Origin of the sequence: Vibrio sp. CJQ_6, from assembly GCF_043106745.1 — a bacterium.
Lineage (GTDB): Bacteria > Pseudomonadota > Gammaproteobacteria > Enterobacterales > Vibrionaceae > Vibrio > Vibrio furnissii.
In genome coordinates this window covers 789,044-805,730 of record NZ_JBICMV010000008.1, presented here as the reverse complement: position 1 = coordinate 805,730, position 16,687 = coordinate 789,044, and the positions used below count along the sequence as shown (strand labels likewise).

General features: G+C 50.0%; 15 protein-coding genes. 5 read left to right on the top strand and 10 right to left on the bottom strand.

Going from position 1 to position 16,687, the window contains the following annotated elements; all coding sequences use genetic code 11:
- Positions 1-50: 50 nt before the first annotated feature.
- On the bottom strand, positions 51-260 hold the full coding sequence (locus tag ACF8PK_RS05855) for a hypothetical protein (RefSeq protein ID WP_004725704.1): 210 nt from the start codon (positions 258-260) through the stop codon (positions 51-53).
- Positions 261-605: 345 nt separating this feature from the next.
- On the opposite strand from ACF8PK_RS05855, the gene ACF8PK_RS05850 reads away from it, so the two are divergent.
- Entirely contained in the window at positions 606-905 is a 300-nt protein-coding gene (locus ACF8PK_RS05850) for a hypothetical protein (RefSeq protein ID WP_232657843.1), read from the top strand.
- Between the two features lie 400 nt (positions 906-1,305).
- Entirely contained in the window at positions 1,306-2,496 is a 1,191-nt protein-coding gene (locus tag ACF8PK_RS05845) for an amino acid aminotransferase (RefSeq protein ID WP_014205002.1), read from the top strand.
- Between the two features lie 85 nt (positions 2,497-2,581).
- Here the strand turns inward: ACF8PK_RS05845 and ACF8PK_RS05840 are convergent, their stop codons facing one another.
- On the bottom strand, positions 2,582-3,199 hold the full coding sequence (locus tag ACF8PK_RS05840; RefSeq protein ID WP_392440487.1) for an Ail and OmpX: 618 nt from the start codon (positions 3,197-3,199) through the stop codon (positions 2,582-2,584).
- Between the two features lie 177 nt (positions 3,200-3,376).
- Here ACF8PK_RS05840 and ACF8PK_RS05835 point away from each other — a divergent pair, with 177 nt between their 5' ends.
- Complete coding sequence (locus ACF8PK_RS05835; protein ID WP_392440485.1) at positions 3,377-5,266, top strand: DUF294 nucleotidyltransferase-like domain-containing protein; 1,890 nt, start codon at positions 3,377-3,379, stop codon at positions 5,264-5,266.
- A 9-nt stretch (positions 5,267-5,275) separates the two neighbouring features.
- A complete protein-coding gene (locus ACF8PK_RS05830; protein WP_392440483.1) occupies positions 5,276-5,992 on the top strand; it encodes a 3'-5' exonuclease in 717 nt (238 codons plus the stop codon).
- Between the two features lie 104 nt (positions 5,993-6,096).
- Here ACF8PK_RS05830 and ACF8PK_RS05825 read toward each other — a convergent pair whose 3' ends face one another.
- On the bottom strand, positions 6,097-7,980 hold the full coding sequence (locus ACF8PK_RS05825) for a methyl-accepting chemotaxis protein (protein ID WP_004725693.1): 1,884 nt from the start codon (positions 7,978-7,980) through the stop codon (positions 6,097-6,099).
- Between the two features lie 202 nt (positions 7,981-8,182).
- The gene (locus ACF8PK_RS05820; RefSeq protein ID WP_004725692.1) at positions 8,183-9,760 is read right to left on the bottom strand and encodes a BCCT family transporter; all 1,578 of its coding nucleotides are present in this window, start codon (positions 9,758-9,760) and stop codon (positions 8,183-8,185) included.
- Positions 9,761-10,140: 380 nt separating this feature from the next.
- On the opposite strand from ACF8PK_RS05820, the gene ACF8PK_RS05815 reads away from it, so the two are divergent.
- Positions 10,141-10,617, top strand: a complete 477-nt coding sequence (locus tag ACF8PK_RS05815; RefSeq protein WP_014204998.1) for a MarR family winged helix-turn-helix transcriptional regulator — start codon at positions 10,141-10,143, stop codon at positions 10,615-10,617.
- A gap of 100 nt (positions 10,618-10,717) precedes the next feature.
- Here the strand turns inward: ACF8PK_RS05815 and ACF8PK_RS05810 are convergent, their stop codons facing one another.
- The 6 genes from ACF8PK_RS05810 to ACF8PK_RS05785 form a co-directional block, all read right to left on the bottom strand.
- Positions 10,718-11,356, bottom strand: coding sequence for a response regulator transcription factor (locus ACF8PK_RS05810; protein ID WP_154181216.1), 639 nt, complete (start codon positions 11,354-11,356; stop codon positions 10,718-10,720).
- Positions 11,340-12,707, bottom strand: a complete 1,368-nt coding sequence (locus ACF8PK_RS05805) for a cache domain-containing protein (RefSeq protein ID WP_004725687.1) — start codon at positions 12,705-12,707, stop codon at positions 11,340-11,342. Before ACF8PK_RS05805 ends, ACF8PK_RS05810 begins: the two co-directional genes overlap by 17 nt.
- Positions 12,708-12,810: 103 nt before the next feature.
- Entirely contained in the window at positions 12,811-14,094 is a 1,284-nt protein-coding gene (locus ACF8PK_RS05800) for a TRAP transporter large permease subunit (protein ID WP_014204996.1), read from the bottom strand.
- A gap of 12 nt (positions 14,095-14,106) precedes the next feature.
- The gene (locus tag ACF8PK_RS05795; protein ID WP_038151068.1) at positions 14,107-14,646 is read right to left on the bottom strand and encodes a TRAP transporter small permease subunit; all 540 of its coding nucleotides are present in this window, start codon (positions 14,644-14,646) and stop codon (positions 14,107-14,109) included.
- Positions 14,647-14,750: 104 nt separating this feature from the next.
- Complete coding sequence (locus ACF8PK_RS05790) at positions 14,751-15,839, bottom strand: TRAP transporter substrate-binding protein (RefSeq protein WP_004725682.1); 1,089 nt, start codon at positions 15,837-15,839, stop codon at positions 14,751-14,753.
- A 371-nt stretch (positions 15,840-16,210) separates the two neighbouring features.
- Positions 16,211-16,600 carry a hypothetical protein gene (locus tag ACF8PK_RS05785; protein ID WP_004725680.1) on the bottom strand — a complete coding sequence of 130 codons (390 nt, stop codon included), beginning with the start codon at positions 16,598-16,600 and terminating at the stop codon, positions 16,211-16,213.
- Between the last annotated feature and the right edge of the window lie 87 nt (positions 16,601-16,687).

Below are 16,687 nucleotides of genomic sequence, written 5' to 3'. Positions count from 1 at the left end.
AAGCCTCCGCATGCGGAGGCTTTTTTGTATCTGCGTTTGGCTTGGTTTGGCTATGAGTCGATGTCCATTTTGGCCGCGTAGCGCACGCTCAGTACGCAAATCGCCAACATCACAAATGGGATCGCCGCGGCGGTGTATTCGGTCCAAAACAATCCCGCAAACGACTTGGCTAAAATCAGGTGTGCGAAAATCAGGATCAGCGCACTGAGAATTGCCACGCCAATCAACTTCACTTCGGGTCGAATCGATCTGTTTTTCATCTTTGCTCCTAAGCTAGCAACTGCCCTAACCCATTGAAGCACAGCCGCTTCTCAACTGCCTAGAACAGATCCCAACGATAAAAGCGATACAGTTGATGTCATCTCAATACCTGCTCCACATCGCGCCCCAAACCGAACGAATCGCCCGCACATTCAACACCTGAATGACCATCCGTCATGGTCACTCCGGAATGAGCCACCGCGTTGCGATGAAAGCCTCCCACCTTAATGTGATTTAAGTCACACATATCATGTGTCGGTTTGCTACATTATGACTCCGATTGCAAAGCGCATCGCCTTGATGCGCTCAGACGACTGAGTACATGCCACTGAAGAGAAGCGACCATGAAAACGATCGATGAAAACAAATTGGATTATCGCGGCGAAACAAACGGGATTCATCAATGGAATGCCCCAAGCGGCCAACCTTACTATTGGCATCCCGACTGGCTGCACATTGCTGAAGACACCACCGGACAAAAAGCGCCAACCCCACTCGACATCAAACCCGGACAAACCGCGACCAAACAGCACGCGGTTGCTGCGATTCTCAAACACATCAATCAATGGGCAGCGGATCAGTTCACCAAACATGGCGACATTGAAACGCAAGCACACGAATCTGAATTCAATCTCAAGCGATAGTGCACAATTTAATCAGGGCGGCACTTATACCCACTAAAGTGCGCCCGTTTCTGGCCCATGAATGTGTAAAAATCACGCACAGTGGCCGCCCAACGCCGACGATAACGATTGCATAACAATTTCTTTACGCATCTTTCGACACAACACCTGTATTTCTGAGCATTTCCGTCATTTGCACGCTGCGCACTTTTTCATCATCACATCAATAAAATTTAAAAATCCCTGCTTTTTATCGCAGATTTTTCATCGAAAACGATCGCTTTTTCTGACCTTCAACGCCAAATGAAAATTTTTTGAATTTTTCTGTTACGCGCAGTTGTCACAGGTATTTCAGAAAGGTATAAATACGATAAATTTCGATGAAATTTCCCACCCTCCTTAACTAACATGGATGAGCATTATGTTTGAAAAAGTTGTCGCGGCCCCGGCTGACCCCATTCTTGGCCTCACTGAAGAGTTTAAAAAAGATCCTCGTGCAGAAAAAATCAACCTCGGCGTTGGTATTTACAAGAATGAAGCCGGTGAAACACCAGTTCTTGCGACAGTGAAAAAAGCAGAAGCAGCACTGCTTGAGTCAGAAAAGACCAAATCTTACCTCACAATTGAAGGGACTGCAGAATACGGCCTAGCGGTTCAAAAACTGCTCTTTGGTGCCGACTCTGACATCGTGACCCAAAAGCTGGCAAAAACAGCTCAAGCGCCTGGTGGTACCGGTGCACTGCGTGTTGCGGGCGAGTTCATCAAACGCCAAATCGGCGATGTTAAGGTGTGGATCAGTAACCCGACATGGGCAAACCACCACGGTGTGTTCAACGCAGCGGGTCTAGAAACCGTACAATACGCTTACTACAATGCAGCAGCGAAAGACAAAGACTTCGCTGCCATGGTTGCAGATCTAGAAAACGCCTCAGCAGGCGATGTGGTTCTCCTGCACGGATGCTGCCATAACCCAACCGGTATCGATCCAACCGCAGAAGAGTGGGAAGTTCTGGCGAAGTTGGTGGCAGACAAAGGCTTGCTGCCGATGTTTGACTTTGCGTACCAAGGCTTCGCAAAAGGTGTGGAAGAAGACGCGGCTGGCCTGCGTACATTTGCGAAATACAACAAAGAAATTCTCGTTGCGAGCTCATTCTCGAAAAACTTCGGTCTGTACAACGAGCGCGTTGGTGCATTCACCATCGTTGCAGAATCTGAAGGCGTGGCGACGACTGCATTCTCTCAAGTGAAAGCAATCATCCGTTCAATCTACTCGAACCCACCTGCACATGGTGCTGCAGTGGTAACTCACATTCTGAACAACGCCGCACTGCGCGCAGAATGGGAAGCAGAAGTCACTGAAATGCGTGAGCGCATTCAAGAGATGCGTGAGCTGTTCGTAACCACACTAAAAGACATCGGTGTCACCGCAGACTTTAGCTTCATCGAGCGTCAAAACGGCATGTTCTCTTTCTCTGGCCTGAGCAAAGAGCAAGTGGCTCGCCTGAAAGATGAATTTGCGATTTACATCGTCGGCTCTGGCCGTATCAGCGTTGCAGGCATGACGAAGTCAAATATGGCACCGCTGTGTGAAGGCATCAAAGCCGTCTTATAAGCACCGCGATGGTCATCTGTAAAAGCCGGCAAATGCCGGCTTTTTGTTTTTGTATCATCGGTTCTACGGCGTGTTACAGCGTGGCTTAGTAATTGAAGCGCAGCGTCAGCGCCATTTCATTGATGTAATGCCCTTCCCCATCACGGTAGGCAATAAACCCGCCCAAGGCCACACGGCGAAACAAGGCGTAATCCGCGCGCAACGTCGCGATGTTTTCATCCTGCCACTGATTGCGAATGGCTTCCCCCGTCAAGCTCATCTCAAACTTGGGCGTGACGGCATAACGTAAACCGATATCCGCGCTATACACAAAATCAGTTTCGTTGTCACCCTGTTCGACTCGAATGCGTACCCCGCCAACTTTCACATGCGTCACCAAGTCCAGTTGCTTCGCCAATGACCAGCGATAACCGCCCCCAAAACGCAATTGATAGCGTTCAATGGTGTCGTCATCCGGGTGATAAAACCGAGCGCTATAATCACCAACCAACAACCCATTGGACTCTTGCCATTTATAGCTGACGCCAAGCCCCACACTCGTCACGTTGTCGCTTTCACCCTTCGCATATAAGCCCGTGACACTCCCAGAACTGAGGTGTGCATCCAGATAATCGTATTGCAATGGCAATTGTTCATTAAGACGATGGGCAGACACGGTCGATGCAACAGCGAATAGCATCATGATTCCCCAACGTTTTCTCATCACAGGCTCCTTGTGTCGAACGTCTTCGATCAATCTTAGTCCAAACCGTGCTATGCGACTGCGATATCTTGAGCAATTCTGCGGGAAGACAAAATTTCGTGTAGAATTAATGGTTTCCAACACCGCCAAGCTGTGTCTGTTTGAGAAACATGCACGACGTAACGACAGGAGCCCAAGATGGAAGCCGAACTTTTAGAAATAAAAAACTTCCTCAGCCAATACCCGCCTTTTAGCGATCTGCCCGAGGAGACGCTGGAAGCGATCGCCCACAGCATCGAAATCGCCTATTACCGTCAAGACACGCCCATCATTCGCTTTGGTGATCACATCGAAGACTTGTTCATGGTGCGCAGCGGTGTGGTGGAAGTCTACCGACGCAAAGGTGAGCTGTATAACCGCCTGACCGAAGGTGGGTTGTTTGGACAAATGGGACTGCTGACCAACAACAAAGTCCGCTTCCCGGTGACAGCCATTGAAGATACCTTGGTGTACTGCATTCCCGAAGCGATGTTCCAATCGTTGTATGAAGAGCACGATGCCTTTGCCGATTATGTTGAAGTGCAAGACAACGCTCGCCTGCGTCAAACCGTGTCCAATACCGCCGAGCAAAACGACCTCACCACGGTAAAGGTCAAACGCTTGATTACCGGCGATGCGCCCTATGTGCATAACACGGCAACGATCCAAGAAGTGGCGGTAAAAATGGCGGAAGAAAACGTCTCGTCCGTCTTGGTGATCGACCCGGAAATTTTGCAAGACGAAGAAGATGACAGTCGCCCGCTGATGGGCATTTTGACTGATCGTGACCTATGCCGCCGCGTCATTGCAACCGGCATCGACCACAATGAGCCGGTGACCACCGTGATGACCACGGAAGTGATCTCGCTCGATCACAATGCCTATGTGTACGAAGCCATGCTCACCATGCTGCGTTATAACGTTCACCACCTACCGGTACTGAAAGAACAGACCCCGATTGGGATCATCGATTTAACCGACATCGTACGTTACGAATCGCAAAACTCTCTGCTACTGGTGAGCAGCATTTTCCAACAAAACACCATCGCCGACTTGGCGCAAATTTCAAAGCAGGTGAAAGACAGCTTCGTGCGCATGGTCAACGAAGACGCAAATTCCCACATGGTTGGCACCGCAATGTCGGTGATTGGTCGAAGCTTCAAGCAACGCATTATTGAACTCGCCGAGGAGCATTTGGGCGCTGCGCCGATTCCTTACTGCTTCCTTGCGCTAGGCTCAATGGGGCGCGATGAGCAATTGATCGTGACCGACCAAGACAACGCCATTATTCTCGATGACAGCTACGATGAAAGCGAACACGGCGACTATTTCGCAGCGTTAGCTAAGTTCGTTTGCGATGGCCTTGATCAATGCGGGTATAGCTACTGCACCGGCGACATCATGGCCACCAACCCAATGTGGCGAATGACCCGCCAAGAGTGGGAAGCATGCTTTGCAGATTGGATTGATGACCCTAATCCAAAGGCGCTGCTCAACGCCTCCATCTTCTTTGATTTAGATGGCGTCTATGGCCGTTTGAAATGGGCAGAGCAACTCAACGGATTCATCGTCCGCCGCGCCCGTCGCAACAATCGATTCTTGGCGTGTCTGGCTCGAAACGCGCTCAATCGCACACCGCCGCTGGGCTTTTTCAAAGACTTCGTGATGGAAAAAGATGGCCGCCACAACAACTCCATCAACCTCAAACGTCGTGGGACCGCGCCGCTCGCCGACTTGATTCGTGTACACTCACTCGCCGTCGGTTCGCGCGCGAAAAACTCGTTTGAACGACTGGATGACATTATTGACGCAGGAATACTGCCCAAAGGTCGTGGACAAGATCTGCGGGATGCCTTGGAGTTCATCTCCATGGTACGTATTCGTCACCAAGCCATCGATGTGGAAAACGACATTGACCCAGACAACAACATCGAACCCGAAAACTTGTCGGAATTTGAACGTCGAAATTTGAAAGATGCGTTTCAGATCCTCAGTAACGCACAAAACTTCCTGAAGTACCGCTATCAGGCAAGCAACAGTTTCAAATAGGCAGCGACCATGAAAAGACTTTTTCAAGCGCCCAGCATCGACTGGCCGTACAAATACCGGGCCAAGCAGAATGTGGTCAGTCACCCGTGTCTGCAACGGTTTTATGCAGCCACCCTCCCCGATGGCTACACGCCACTGAGCGAGGTGGAATTCGTGGCGATGGATTTTGAAACAACCGGCCTGAGTGTCGACAAAGACGAAATCATCACGATTGGCTTGGTGCCTTTCACTTTGGAGCGCATTTACCTCAATCGCGCCAAACACTGGACCGTGCGCCCACGTCAAAAGCTGGATGAACATTCCATCGTCATTCATGGGATTACACACAATGACATTATGGATGCTCCCGATCTGAGCGACATTTTTGAAGAGGTGTTGGAACACTTGGCGGGGCGTGTATTGGTGGTCCATTACCACCGCATCGAACGTGAGTTTCTTGACCGAGCGCTCAAGCGCCGTATCGGCGAAGGCATTGAATTTCCGGTGATTGATACGATGGAAATCGAGACGTTAATTCAAAAGCGCCTGACGGCGGGGCTGTGGAACCGACTGCGCGGCAAGAAACCGGAATCGGTACGGCTGGGACAATCACGCATGCGCTACGGGCTGCCCGCTTATACGCCGCACCACGCGTTGACCGATGCCATTGCCACCGCAGAACTGTTGCAGGCTCAAATCGCGCATCACTATTCCCCTGACCAGCTCATTCGCAACTTTTGGCTCTAAACGCGACAACGCATCCGTTCGCATCTTCCCCCAATGCGATAGACAAAGTGCAAATACACAAAAAGGAGCCAAATGGCTCCTTTTTCTTCATTCGCGTTTCAACCTTACAGCTTGAAGCGACGAATTTCTTGTTCAAGTTCAAACGAGAGCTGAGACAATTCAGCTGCTTGAGAAGCCGCTTCGTGCGCTTCTTGAGCCAGATCGTTTGACACATCACGGATGCCTTCAGTGTTACGCGTGATCTCAGAAGTGACCGATGCTTGTTCTTCAGCCGCCGATGCAATCTGAGTCGCCATATCACTGATGTTTTCAACGGCATTGTGAATCTGCGTCAAGCTTGCCGCTGCAGAGTTTGAATCATCCACACTGGTATCCGCCAGCATGCGGCTATCATTCATGATCCCGACAGCTTTAGACGTTGTGCCTTGCAGCGTCTCAATCATGGTTTGAATTTCTTTGGTTGAGGCATGTGTTCGTTGGCTCAGCACGCGAACTTCATCTGCAACCACCGCAAAGCCACGGCCTTGATCGCCCGCACGCGCCGCTTCGATCGCCGCGTTCAGTGCCAGCAAGTTGGTCTGCTCTGCGATATCCTGAATGGTCGACAAGATGGTGCTGATTTGATTGCCGTGCACTTCAAGCTCTTGAATCACACCCGTTGCAACTTGAACTTCTTGCGCTAAGGAGTGAATCGAGTTTTGAGTTTGAGAAACCTGCTTCGCGCCATGAACACAGGCGCTGACCGCTTCAGAAGAATTTTGCGCGGTGTTTTCTGAGTTGTTTGCAATCTCTTGCGTCGCCGCAGCCATTTCATTGATGGCGGTCGCCACCATGTTGATTTCGTCCTGCTGCATGCGAATCCGTGCGCTACGCTCTTCTGCGTGCGCCGCGGTCATTTGCGACTGAGACGAAAGCGATTGAGAGACGTGGCTCAGCTTCATCACCATGGCGTGCATGTTACCAACAAAGGTGTTGAAGTTGGTCGCCAGTTGGCCCACTTCGTCATCGCTGCGTGGTTCAAGACGTTGCGTCAAATCACCCTCGCCCGATGCAATCTCGGCCAGTGCTTTCGACACGCGGCCCAAGTCGCGGAACAGGAAGCTCACCAACCAAGAAACAATCAGCACCACAATGATGGTGATGATGACCGCTGTCACCAACAGACCGGTCAATAATTGCATGTGCGATGCAAACTCAGTGTCTTTGTCCATCTGCACTGCAAATACCCAAGGGGTGTTCGGTACTTTCGTGAAGTAGAAAAACTCGTCATTGCCTTTACGCGTCAGCGTGATCAGTTGATGCGCGGCCGCGGCGTTTTCAATCGTACCCATGGTCAGTGATTTAGAAAAACTGTTCACGGGTTTCAGCAGCAGATCTTTGTTGGGATGCGCCAGGAACGTGCCGTCTTGCGTGTCAATCAGCATCGCGTACGCGTTATCACCCGCATCGATACTCAACACGTCGTTGATCAACTGATCGATCAAGACGTCTGCACCCACCACACCCGCAAACTGGCCGTTCTGACGAACTGGTTCAGCAATAGTCACCAACAACGCATTAGTGATGGCATCTTTGTAAGCTGTGGTGATGATTTGTTTGCCCGCGCTGTTGGCATCTTTATACCAAGGACGCGTGCGAGGATCGTAGTCCGCACGATTACGTTCAGGGTGCGAACGATACATCTCACCCTTTGGCGTACCAAAGAAGATGTCGTCAAATCCGCCCGCTTTACGTGCTTGTTGGAGGAACGGAACAACATCGGATTGGTTCGTGTAATCATTGAACGCAGAGGAAATTTCTTTACGGATGCTAATCCAGTCAGAGATCCCTTTGGACGCTGTTTCAGAGATGGCCACAGCGCGGTCTAGGACACCACGACTGGTTTGTTCTTTCAATTGATCGGCAGACAACCACGTCAATGCACCAGCCATTACGACCACTGCAGACAGACTTGCGCCGATGAGTTTTTGTTTTAATGTCAGTTTCATCGCAATTTCTTGTAAGAATTCGGAACAATTCGTGTCAGATATTAGCTACATTTTGTTGTCGTTGCACGCATTAAGTAAAAATCCGTTCACAATCGATTAAGTGTTTGCTTTCACAGATATTTAACCCGTCAAAAGGCTGACAGACGTCAATTTACAAACCAAAAAAAAGCCGGCCTAAGCCGACTTTTGATTCATTCGATGATTAACGTTCAAACCGCTCGGTTCGCATCCCCAAGATGAGGCTGACACACATCAGCAGCAGTACGATGGTAAAGGGTAACGCGGTTGAAATGGCGCCAGCTTGCAGCGCTTGAACCGCTTCTGTTCCCCCGATCCACAAGAGCGCAATCGCGATCGCACCTTCCATCAATGCCCAGAAGATACGTTGTAGAACAGGCGCATCCAACTTACCGCCAGCGGTAATGCTATCGATCACTAATGACCCAGAGTCTGATGAGGTAATAAAGAACACCAGAACCAGTACCACGGCAATCACAGACAAAATGGTGCCGTAAGGCAGCACATCAAACATTTGGAACATCGCCAGCGAAACATCCGTTAGGCCTTTCGTGCCGAGCTCACCCACTTGGTTCACGACTTGATCCACAGCCAGACCACCAAAGACTGACATCCAGATCAGTGTCACAGCGGTGGGGACCAGTAGCACTGCGGTAATGAATTCACGCACTGTACGGCCTTTCGAAACACGCGCAATGAACATGCCCACAAATGGCGACCATGAAATCCACCAAGCCCAGTAGAATACCGTCCAACCTTGGAACCATGCTTCGTCGGTACGACCATGTGGGTTACTCAATGGAATGATATTTTCAATGTAAGCCATCAGTGTGGTTGGAATTGAAGCGAACGTGACCGCATAACCAATCAACGCCACCAGAATCAGTAGCAAGAATGCCACCACCATGTTGATGTTGGAGATCACTTTGACCCCGCCATCAATGCCGCGAATAACCGAAAAGGTCGCCAACAGTGTGACGCCGATGATGACGATCACTTGAAGGCCAATGCCCGCATCAATACCAAAGACGTGATGAATACCACTCGCCGCTTGCTGAGCCCCTAAGCCCAACGATGTCGCTAGGCCAAACAAGGTCGCCAGCACGGCTAAAATATCCACAATGTGACCCGCCCAACCCCATGCGCGATCGCCTAGGATTGGATAGAAAATCGAACGAATCGATAGTGGCAAGCCTTTGTTGTAGCAGAAAAATGCCAACGACAAAGCCACGACGCCGTAAATGGCCCAAGGGTGAAGCCCCCAGTGGAACATGGTCGCGCCCAGCGCCAATTTTGCCGCTTCTGGCGAATTGGCTTCCACGCCCAGTGGCGTTTCATACCAACCGGTAAAGTAAGCAACCGGTTCTGCCACACTCCAAAACATCAAGCCGATACCCATACCGGCAGCAAACAACATCGACAGCCATGAAATGAATGAGTGATCGGCCACTGCGTCTTGGCCACCTAAGCGAATCTTACCGTAGGGTGACACCACCAGCGCCAAACAGAAAATCACAAAAATGTTACCGGACCAGATAAACAGCCAGTCAAACGAGCCAATGATTTTCCACTTAATGCCATCCAGCGCAGTTTTCGCCGTGTCTGCATCGACCACCAAAGTGGCGAGCAAAAACAGCATAATCAAACCTGCACTGATACCGAATACAGGGTTGTGAACGTCAAACCCCCACTTTTGGACATTGTCCTGCCCGACGGTGTAATCGGTACTGTCGATACTGTACTTATCGATACCTTTCGTCATTTGTCCTCTCTTTTATTGATTCCAGATTGAACTCTATAGCCATGACAACGAAATAAATTCAGTTTCAAACCAGTAAATATATTTCGTACTCATAACTATCAAGCGCACTCAAAGTTGACCTACATTTTACATATCAAGTGGTAAAGATCTACTCAAAGGCGAATTTATGACCCAATTTTCATTAAAAACACTAACGAACGTTTATATATTAAACAAATATAGTATCTAATTAATTCGTACACAAAACATTTCACATCATCCAACATGCCACAAAATAGCGTCAAATCGTCGATAAAAAAGTATGAAGTCAACACTTTTCATCCGTCTTCAAGTGATGTATCGTCGCGCCTAAATTCTCCTCTACGTTGTGGATGACCATTGTGGAAAAACATGAAGAAGTACTGGTCGCAATTCGCCAGATCATCCGAGCCATTGACCTACACTCTAAGAAGCTTAGCAAAAGCGCCGGATTAACCGGGCCTCAATTAATTCTGATGCGTTCAATTCAGGATTTGGGGGAAGTGACGATCCGTGAGCTCTCCAAGCACACGAACATGAGTCAGGCGACTGCAACAACGATTCTTGATCGCCTTGAGCGCAACGGCTACGTCCAACGTATTCGCAGCAGTACTGACAAACGCAAAGTGCACGCACACCTGACTGAGCCGGGCCGCAAGTTGCTGGCTGAAGCACCTCAGCCTCTGCAAGAAGATTTCGTCGAACGTTTCCATCAGTTGGAAGATTGGGAACAGTCACTGCTCCTCTCTTCGGTGCAGCGATTATCAGCCATGATGAATGCCGAGAAGATTGATGTGGCACCGATGCTGGAAATTGGCAGCATCACCAAGCCTGAATAAACGGCGCGGCAACACCATTCCCTTGCGGACATAGAAAAGGTTGGGTTATCCCAACCTTTTTTCGTTTCGGCTCACGACCAGCGCATTCACAATCAGCGGCTTATTCCAACAAACCTCGCTGACTCGCATAGTGTGCAAGCTCTGCGGTCGAATGAATATCGAGCTTGTGTTTAATGTTTTGGCGATGCGTTTCCACCGTGCGATAACTGATGTTCAGCAGGGAGGCAATTTTCTTGCTGCTGTGACCTTGTGCGACCAGCTTCAGCACGGCTTCTTCGCGGCGACTGAGCGGGTTTGGTTTTTGCGCCGAGGGGATCACCTCCTGCGTAAACAGCGTTTGCGTGACGGACTCGCAAAAATAGGTTGAGCCTAACTTGACCGTTTTGATGGCCTGCACCATGTTTTCGGCTGAAATTTCCTTGAGCATGTACCCCACCGCCCCCGCCTGCATGACTTTCATGATGTATTCCCGATTGTCATGCATGGTCAGCATCAACACTTTGGCATTGGGTACCTCTTCTTTGATCAACCGCGTCGCATCAATGCCATTCATAATGGGCATGCTGACGTCCATCAAAATGACATCTGGACGATGCTGCTTGACCACGTCAATCGCTTCCAAGCCATTGCTGGCTGTCGCAATGACCTCGATTTCCGGCTCCATTTCCAACCGGGCCATAAACCCTTCAAGAACCACTCGGTGATCGTCGACGATCACCACACTAATTGGCTTTTCCATACACTAATCCATCCAGATTCAACAGCACGGTGATTTCAGTCCCAAATCCTGGTTCGCTCATCAGCTCCAGTTCACCGCCTAAAAATTCGACTCGCTCTCTCATATTGCGCAGCCCGATACCGCGTTTGACGCGTGCGTCTTTGATTGAAAAGCCCACACCGTCGTCACGAATCATCAATTGCAGCAGACCACCCATTTGCTGAATCATCACACTGACTTGCTTGGCATGCGCGTGTTTCTCAATATTGTTCAGCGACTCTTGTACGACCCGATACAGCGTCGTCGCCACATCAGACTGCAGCCGCGTGCTTGGCAGTGTGTCAAAATGGGTGTCGGCCAAAATGCCGGAGTGCGACTGAAAATCCTCCAGTAGCGTGACGATTGCCGCTTGTAAGCCAATGTCATCCAGCGCACTGGGGCGCAAATTGTGGGAAATTCGTCGCACCTCGTTGATCGCCGTGATCAGCGACTGCTGCGCTTTGTCCACGTGCCCCGAGAGCGTGTCGTCTTTCAGCTTATGACCTAACAGCTCCAAATGACATTTACTCGACACCAACAACTGATTGATACCATCGTGAAGCTCTCGCGCCAGATGTTTCTTCTCATCTTCCTGAAACATCACCGTTTTATGGGCTAATTCTTTGAGGTTTTTATCCGCAAGGCGGTGCTCATGCAGATTAATCGCCAGCGTCAGGACGATGATCACCGCAACGGTCACCGCCAGAATCACCATCACCGAAAAGAAGGTCGTGTCGATGTTTTTGTTGATCGTCGCCTGCATTGCCGCGACTTCCTGACTGACATCTTCGATATACAGACCGGTGCCAACCATCCAGCCCCATTTGTCTAACCATTCCACGTAACTGAGTTTCGGCACCACTTCACCAGAAGAGGGTTTCTGCCACAAATATTGATGGAAACCACCGCCGGATTGCGCCTGAAACAGTAGCGCTTCAATCAGATAGTCACCTTCGCGATCTTGCAGTTTCAGCAAGTCTCGGCCAATGAGTTCAGGTTGTGTGGGGTGAACCAAATTGATGCCTTTCGCATCATAGGCAAAGAAATAGCCGTCAGAGCCGTAACGCAGCTTGGTGAGGACTTTTTTGACTTTTGATTTCGCTTCATCATCGGAAAGGTTGGGATCGTTATAGACGAGTGCAATGGCATCCAACGCCATATCCACACTGTCTTTGAGTGCCGTTTCGCGAGCTTTGATCAGATTGGCGCGAAAGATTTCCACTTCGCGTTCCCCCAAGCTTTTGGCTTGATGGATGGATATCCAGCTGATACTGGCCGTCACCAACAGCAGCGGCAACAAGGTCAGCAGGATCAATTTGACTTTAAGAGGCATTCCTTTCCCCATAAAAAACAGCTTACTGAACATCAGTAAGCTGTTTTACTGTAGCAAGTTGTCAGCAGACTAAGAAACGCGAAGTCAACAACCTCGAATTCGATCACATTCCATAGAAACCCGGGAATACCAAGAGTGACGCCAGCACCAGAATCTGAATGGTGATGAATGGCATCACGCCGCGATACACATCCATCGTGGTCACCGATTTCGGCGCAACCCCTTTGAGATAGAACAAGCTAAACCCAAAAGGCGGCGTCAGGAACGACGTTTGTAAGTTCATCGCCACCAAAATCGCAAACCACGTCATGTCGATGTCCAACAAACTGGCGACTGGCGCAATGATGGGCACAATGATGAAACAGATTTCAACGAAATCGATGAAGAAGCCCAAGATCAGAATCACAACCATGGTGACGATTAAAAAGCCCCATTTATCGCCCGGAATGCTGAGCATCCACTCTTCCACCAGCAAATCACCCCCGGTGTAGGTGAACGCCATGGAAAACGCCGTCGCACCCAGCAGAATCGCAAACACCATCGCCGTGACTTTCACGGTTTCTTTCGATGCATCGTACACCATTCGCCAACTGAACTGACGATAGGCGATTGCCAGCAGCAACGCGCCTGCGCCGCCCAGCGCCGCCGATTCAGTGGGCGTCGCCACACCGGCAAAAATCGACCCCAACACCACGATGATCAGCGCCAAGGGTGGAATCACCGCTTTCAAAGCCTGCACCACTTCTTGAGAGCGGCTCATACTGTCATCGCGTTCAATCGGCTGCGCCGCCATCGGGTTGAGTTTGGCATAAATCAGAATGTAGAGAATGTACGCGCCAACCAAGACTAATCCCGGCCACAGGGCGGCTTGGAATAAGTCGCCCACGGGCACGCCGAGTACATCCCCCAACAAAATCAACACGATGGACGGCGGAATAATTTGTCCTAAGGTGCCCGAGGCACAAATGGTGCCGCATGCTAACCCTTTGTCGTAGTTGTATTTAAGCATCACCGGCAGCGAAATCAGCCCCATTGCCACCACGGAGGCACCAACCACGCCTGTCGACGCCGCTAAGAGCGCGCCCACTAAGACGGTCGAAATCGCAATACCGCCACGCACGCCGCCAAACAAACGTCCCATGGATTCGAGTAGTTGCTCCGCCAGTTTGGTCTTTTGCAGCACCAAGCCCATGAACACAAACAGCGGCACGGCCATCATGACCGTATTTTCCATAATGGATTGAATGCGATATGGCATGAAGGCAAACATCTCGATCCCTTCCGCCCACACACCAAAAATTAACGCAATGCCGCCAAACGTAAAGGCGACAGGAAACCCTAAGAGCAGCGCAAACAACGCCACAAAAAACATCACAATACCGATCATCGCGTCATCCTTTTACTTCGAATCATGGAGGTCTGAATGCATCAGACGTGGATTCACTACTTTGTTGACGGAATGCAGCAACAGCCCCAATCCACTCACCGCCATAAAGAAAAATGACAACGAAATCACCGATTTGATCAGCCAGCGATGCGGCAAGCCACCCGGATCGCCCGACATCTCGCCCAGTTCAAAACTCTCTTTGGCGAAATCAATCCCGAAATACATCACGAGCAGACAAAACGGCAGGAGGAAAATCAACGTGCCGACGACATCGACCATCGCTTGCGCTTTATAAGATAGACGTTCATAAATGATGTCGACGCGCACATGGCCGCCCGCTTTAATGGTGTATGGAATGCCCAACAGAAACACCGCCGCAAACAGGTGCCATTCAAGCTCCTGAAACGCAATCGACACATCGTTGAAGACATAACGCATGACGACGTCATAAACCACGTTGGCCACCAGCAAAATAAACAGCACACTGGCGACCCAACCCCAGAAATCACTGATGCGATTGATCAACCTTTCGATATAAATGAGACTTCTCATTCCTCACTCCCTGGAAAACGGAAAAGTGCTCCGCGTAACGCACGCGTTCGCGGAGCTTGTCGTTATAGTTTTTAATCTGTGCGTGGGATTGGCTCCCAGCGGTCTTACTGCTCGCTATTGAGATAAGCGCGCGTTGAAATATCCGTCCACGCACGAACCTGTTTCATGTAGCTCGCTTGAGATTCCTGAATCTCTTTGGCTTGTGGGTCTGCCGCTGCATGTTCTGCTAGCAGACGATCATTTGCAGCACGGAGCGCGTCAATCACTGCCGGTGGGAAAGTTTTCACTTTCACGTTTGGATATTCAGTGGTGATCGATGCCCAGTTCTTGCCACTTTCATGAACTGACTGGGTATACATGTCGTATGCAGCCGTGCGCATTGCCACACGCAGAATCTCTTGTAGATCCGCTGGCAGACGCTCCCAAGTACGCTTATTCACCAAAAATTGCAGCTCGGTCGCTGGCTCATGCCAACCGGTGTAGTAATACGGTGCGATTTTGTGGAAGCCCATACGCAGGTCAAGTGACGGGCCAACCCATTCCAGCGCATCGATGGTGCGACGTTCTAGCGAGGTATACAGTTCACCCGGTGCGATGTTGGTCGGTTTAGCGCCCACTTCAGCCAGCACTTCTCCCGCAAACCCCGGAATACGCATCTTCAGCCCTTTCAGGTCGTCGACGGTGTTGATCTCTTTTTGGAACCAGCCGCCCATCTGCACATCTGTGTTCCCGCCGGGGAAAGACAGCATATTGTGCGGCTCATACACTTTCTCCATCAGTTCCATACCACCACCGTAGTAGAACCATGCGTACTGTTCTGGCGGCGTCATCCCGAAAGGCATCGAAGTGAAGTAAAGGGTGTTTGGAACTTTGCCTTTCCAGTAATAAGAGGCCGAATGGCCCATGTCGTACTGACCCGATTTCACCATATCAAACACGCCCAGCGGCGCTTTGTGTTTGTTGGCAGAATCAATGCGGATTTGCAGGCGGCCGTTTGACATTTTTTCTGCCATTTCAGCCATGTTTTTTGTTGCATCGCCGAAAATGGGAAAGTTTGGCCCCCACGTTTCGGCCAGTTTCAAACGGTAGACTTTCTCCGCAGCGTTTGCAGAGGCAGAAAACAGAGCGAAGCATGTCGCAACCGCCGCGAGGCCGGTGACAACACGTTTTACAGATTGATGAATCAGACTCATTATTCACGTCCTTTTGTTATTGTTCCTCAGCTCATGCGAGCCATGGGTTCGTTGTCACTGTGGAAGAACTTAACGCAAGAGGAAATGAGCGTGATTACGCATTCCGATAACATCGAAAACAGCGCATACCACCAAGGTCGTAGGTAGAACTACGTAGCTAATCCGCTAAAACTAATGATAATTGGTTGATTAATTGAGAATTAATGAAGGGAAGGTTGAATTGAATAGGATAGAAATACGTAGTTGTTTTTCACCACGTACTTGATACAGAAAGTGATCAAAACTGTGATGAACGACGAATCGTGCCCAACAAAAAGCCTCGGCTAAACCGAGGCTTTTTGCGTACAAACTGTCGTTATCGGCAAAGACACTTAGTTCGCTTTGTAGATAACTTTGTTGCCTGCCAGTTGCTCTTTCACCACAAGATTTTCATCCAGCAGTTTTTTCAGAGCGCCGGTGGCCCAAGAAGCAGCTTTTGCATCTTCTTGACCAGCAGCCAGACCAATCGACTTAGGATTGATGCCTTCTGCATTCGCAACAACGATATCCAGTACCTGTTGCTGCTTTGGAGTTAACGCTACGTCTACTTTTGTCGCTGCTGCAACTTTTTCTGCGACAGGTTTCACGGCCGCTTTCTTTTCAACAACAGGCTTCGCAGTTACAGGCTTTGCTGTTTTAGGCGCTTGAGCCAGATTCGCTACAATCGCTTTAATGCGTTTTTGCAGTTTAGCCTGCACGTTACGCTTATGAGCAAGTCTCATCGAGTATGTCTCCATTTCACTGCACAAGGCGCAGTGGTGAAAATTTGAAGCGCGTTTTATAACAAAATTCGAGTGCCTTTTGTAGGG

Coding starts and splice junctions, on each gene's coding strand:
- ACF8PK_RS05810 (WP_154181216.1), bottom strand. CDS start 11,356: ATGGAAAAGCCAATTAGTGTGGTGATCGTCGACGATCACCGAGTGGTT.
- ACF8PK_RS05835 (WP_392440485.1), top strand. CDS start 3,377: ATGGAAGCCGAACTTTTAGAAATAAAAAACTTCCTCAGCCAATACCCG.
- ACF8PK_RS05845 (WP_014205002.1), top strand. CDS start 1,306: ATGTTTGAAAAAGTTGTCGCGGCCCCGGCTGACCCCATTCTTGGCCTC.
- ACF8PK_RS05855 (WP_004725704.1), bottom strand. CDS start 260: ATGAAAAACAGATCGATTCGACCCGAAGTGAAGTTGATTGGCGTGGCA.
- ACF8PK_RS05820 (WP_004725692.1), bottom strand. CDS start 9,760: ATGACGAAAGGTATCGATAAGTACAGTATCGACAGTACCGATTACACC.
- ACF8PK_RS05825 (WP_004725693.1), bottom strand. CDS start 7,980: ATGAAACTGACATTAAAACAAAAACTCATCGGCGCAAGTCTGTCTGCA.
- ACF8PK_RS05795 (WP_038151068.1), bottom strand. CDS start 14,646: ATGAGAAGTCTCATTTATATCGAAAGGTTGATCAATCGCATCAGTGAT.
- ACF8PK_RS05830 (WP_392440483.1), top strand. CDS start 5,276: ATGAAAAGACTTTTTCAAGCGCCCAGCATCGACTGGCCGTACAAATAC.
- ACF8PK_RS05805 (WP_004725687.1), bottom strand. CDS start 12,707: ATGCCTCTTAAAGTCAAATTGATCCTGCTGACCTTGTTGCCGCTGCTG.
- ACF8PK_RS05785 (WP_004725680.1), bottom strand. CDS start 16,600: ATGAGACTTGCTCATAAGCGTAACGTGCAGGCTAAACTGCAAAAACGC.
- ACF8PK_RS05850 (WP_232657843.1), top strand. CDS start 606: ATGAAAACGATCGATGAAAACAAATTGGATTATCGCGGCGAAACAAAC.
- ACF8PK_RS05800 (WP_014204996.1), bottom strand. CDS start 14,094: ATGATCGGTATTGTGATGTTTTTTGTGGCGTTGTTTGCGCTGCTCTTA.
- ACF8PK_RS05840 (WP_392440487.1), bottom strand. CDS start 3,199: ATGAGAAAACGTTGGGGAATCATGATGCTATTCGCTGTTGCATCGACC.
- ACF8PK_RS05790 (WP_004725682.1), bottom strand. CDS start 15,839: ATGAGTCTGATTCATCAATCTGTAAAACGTGTTGTCACCGGCCTCGCG.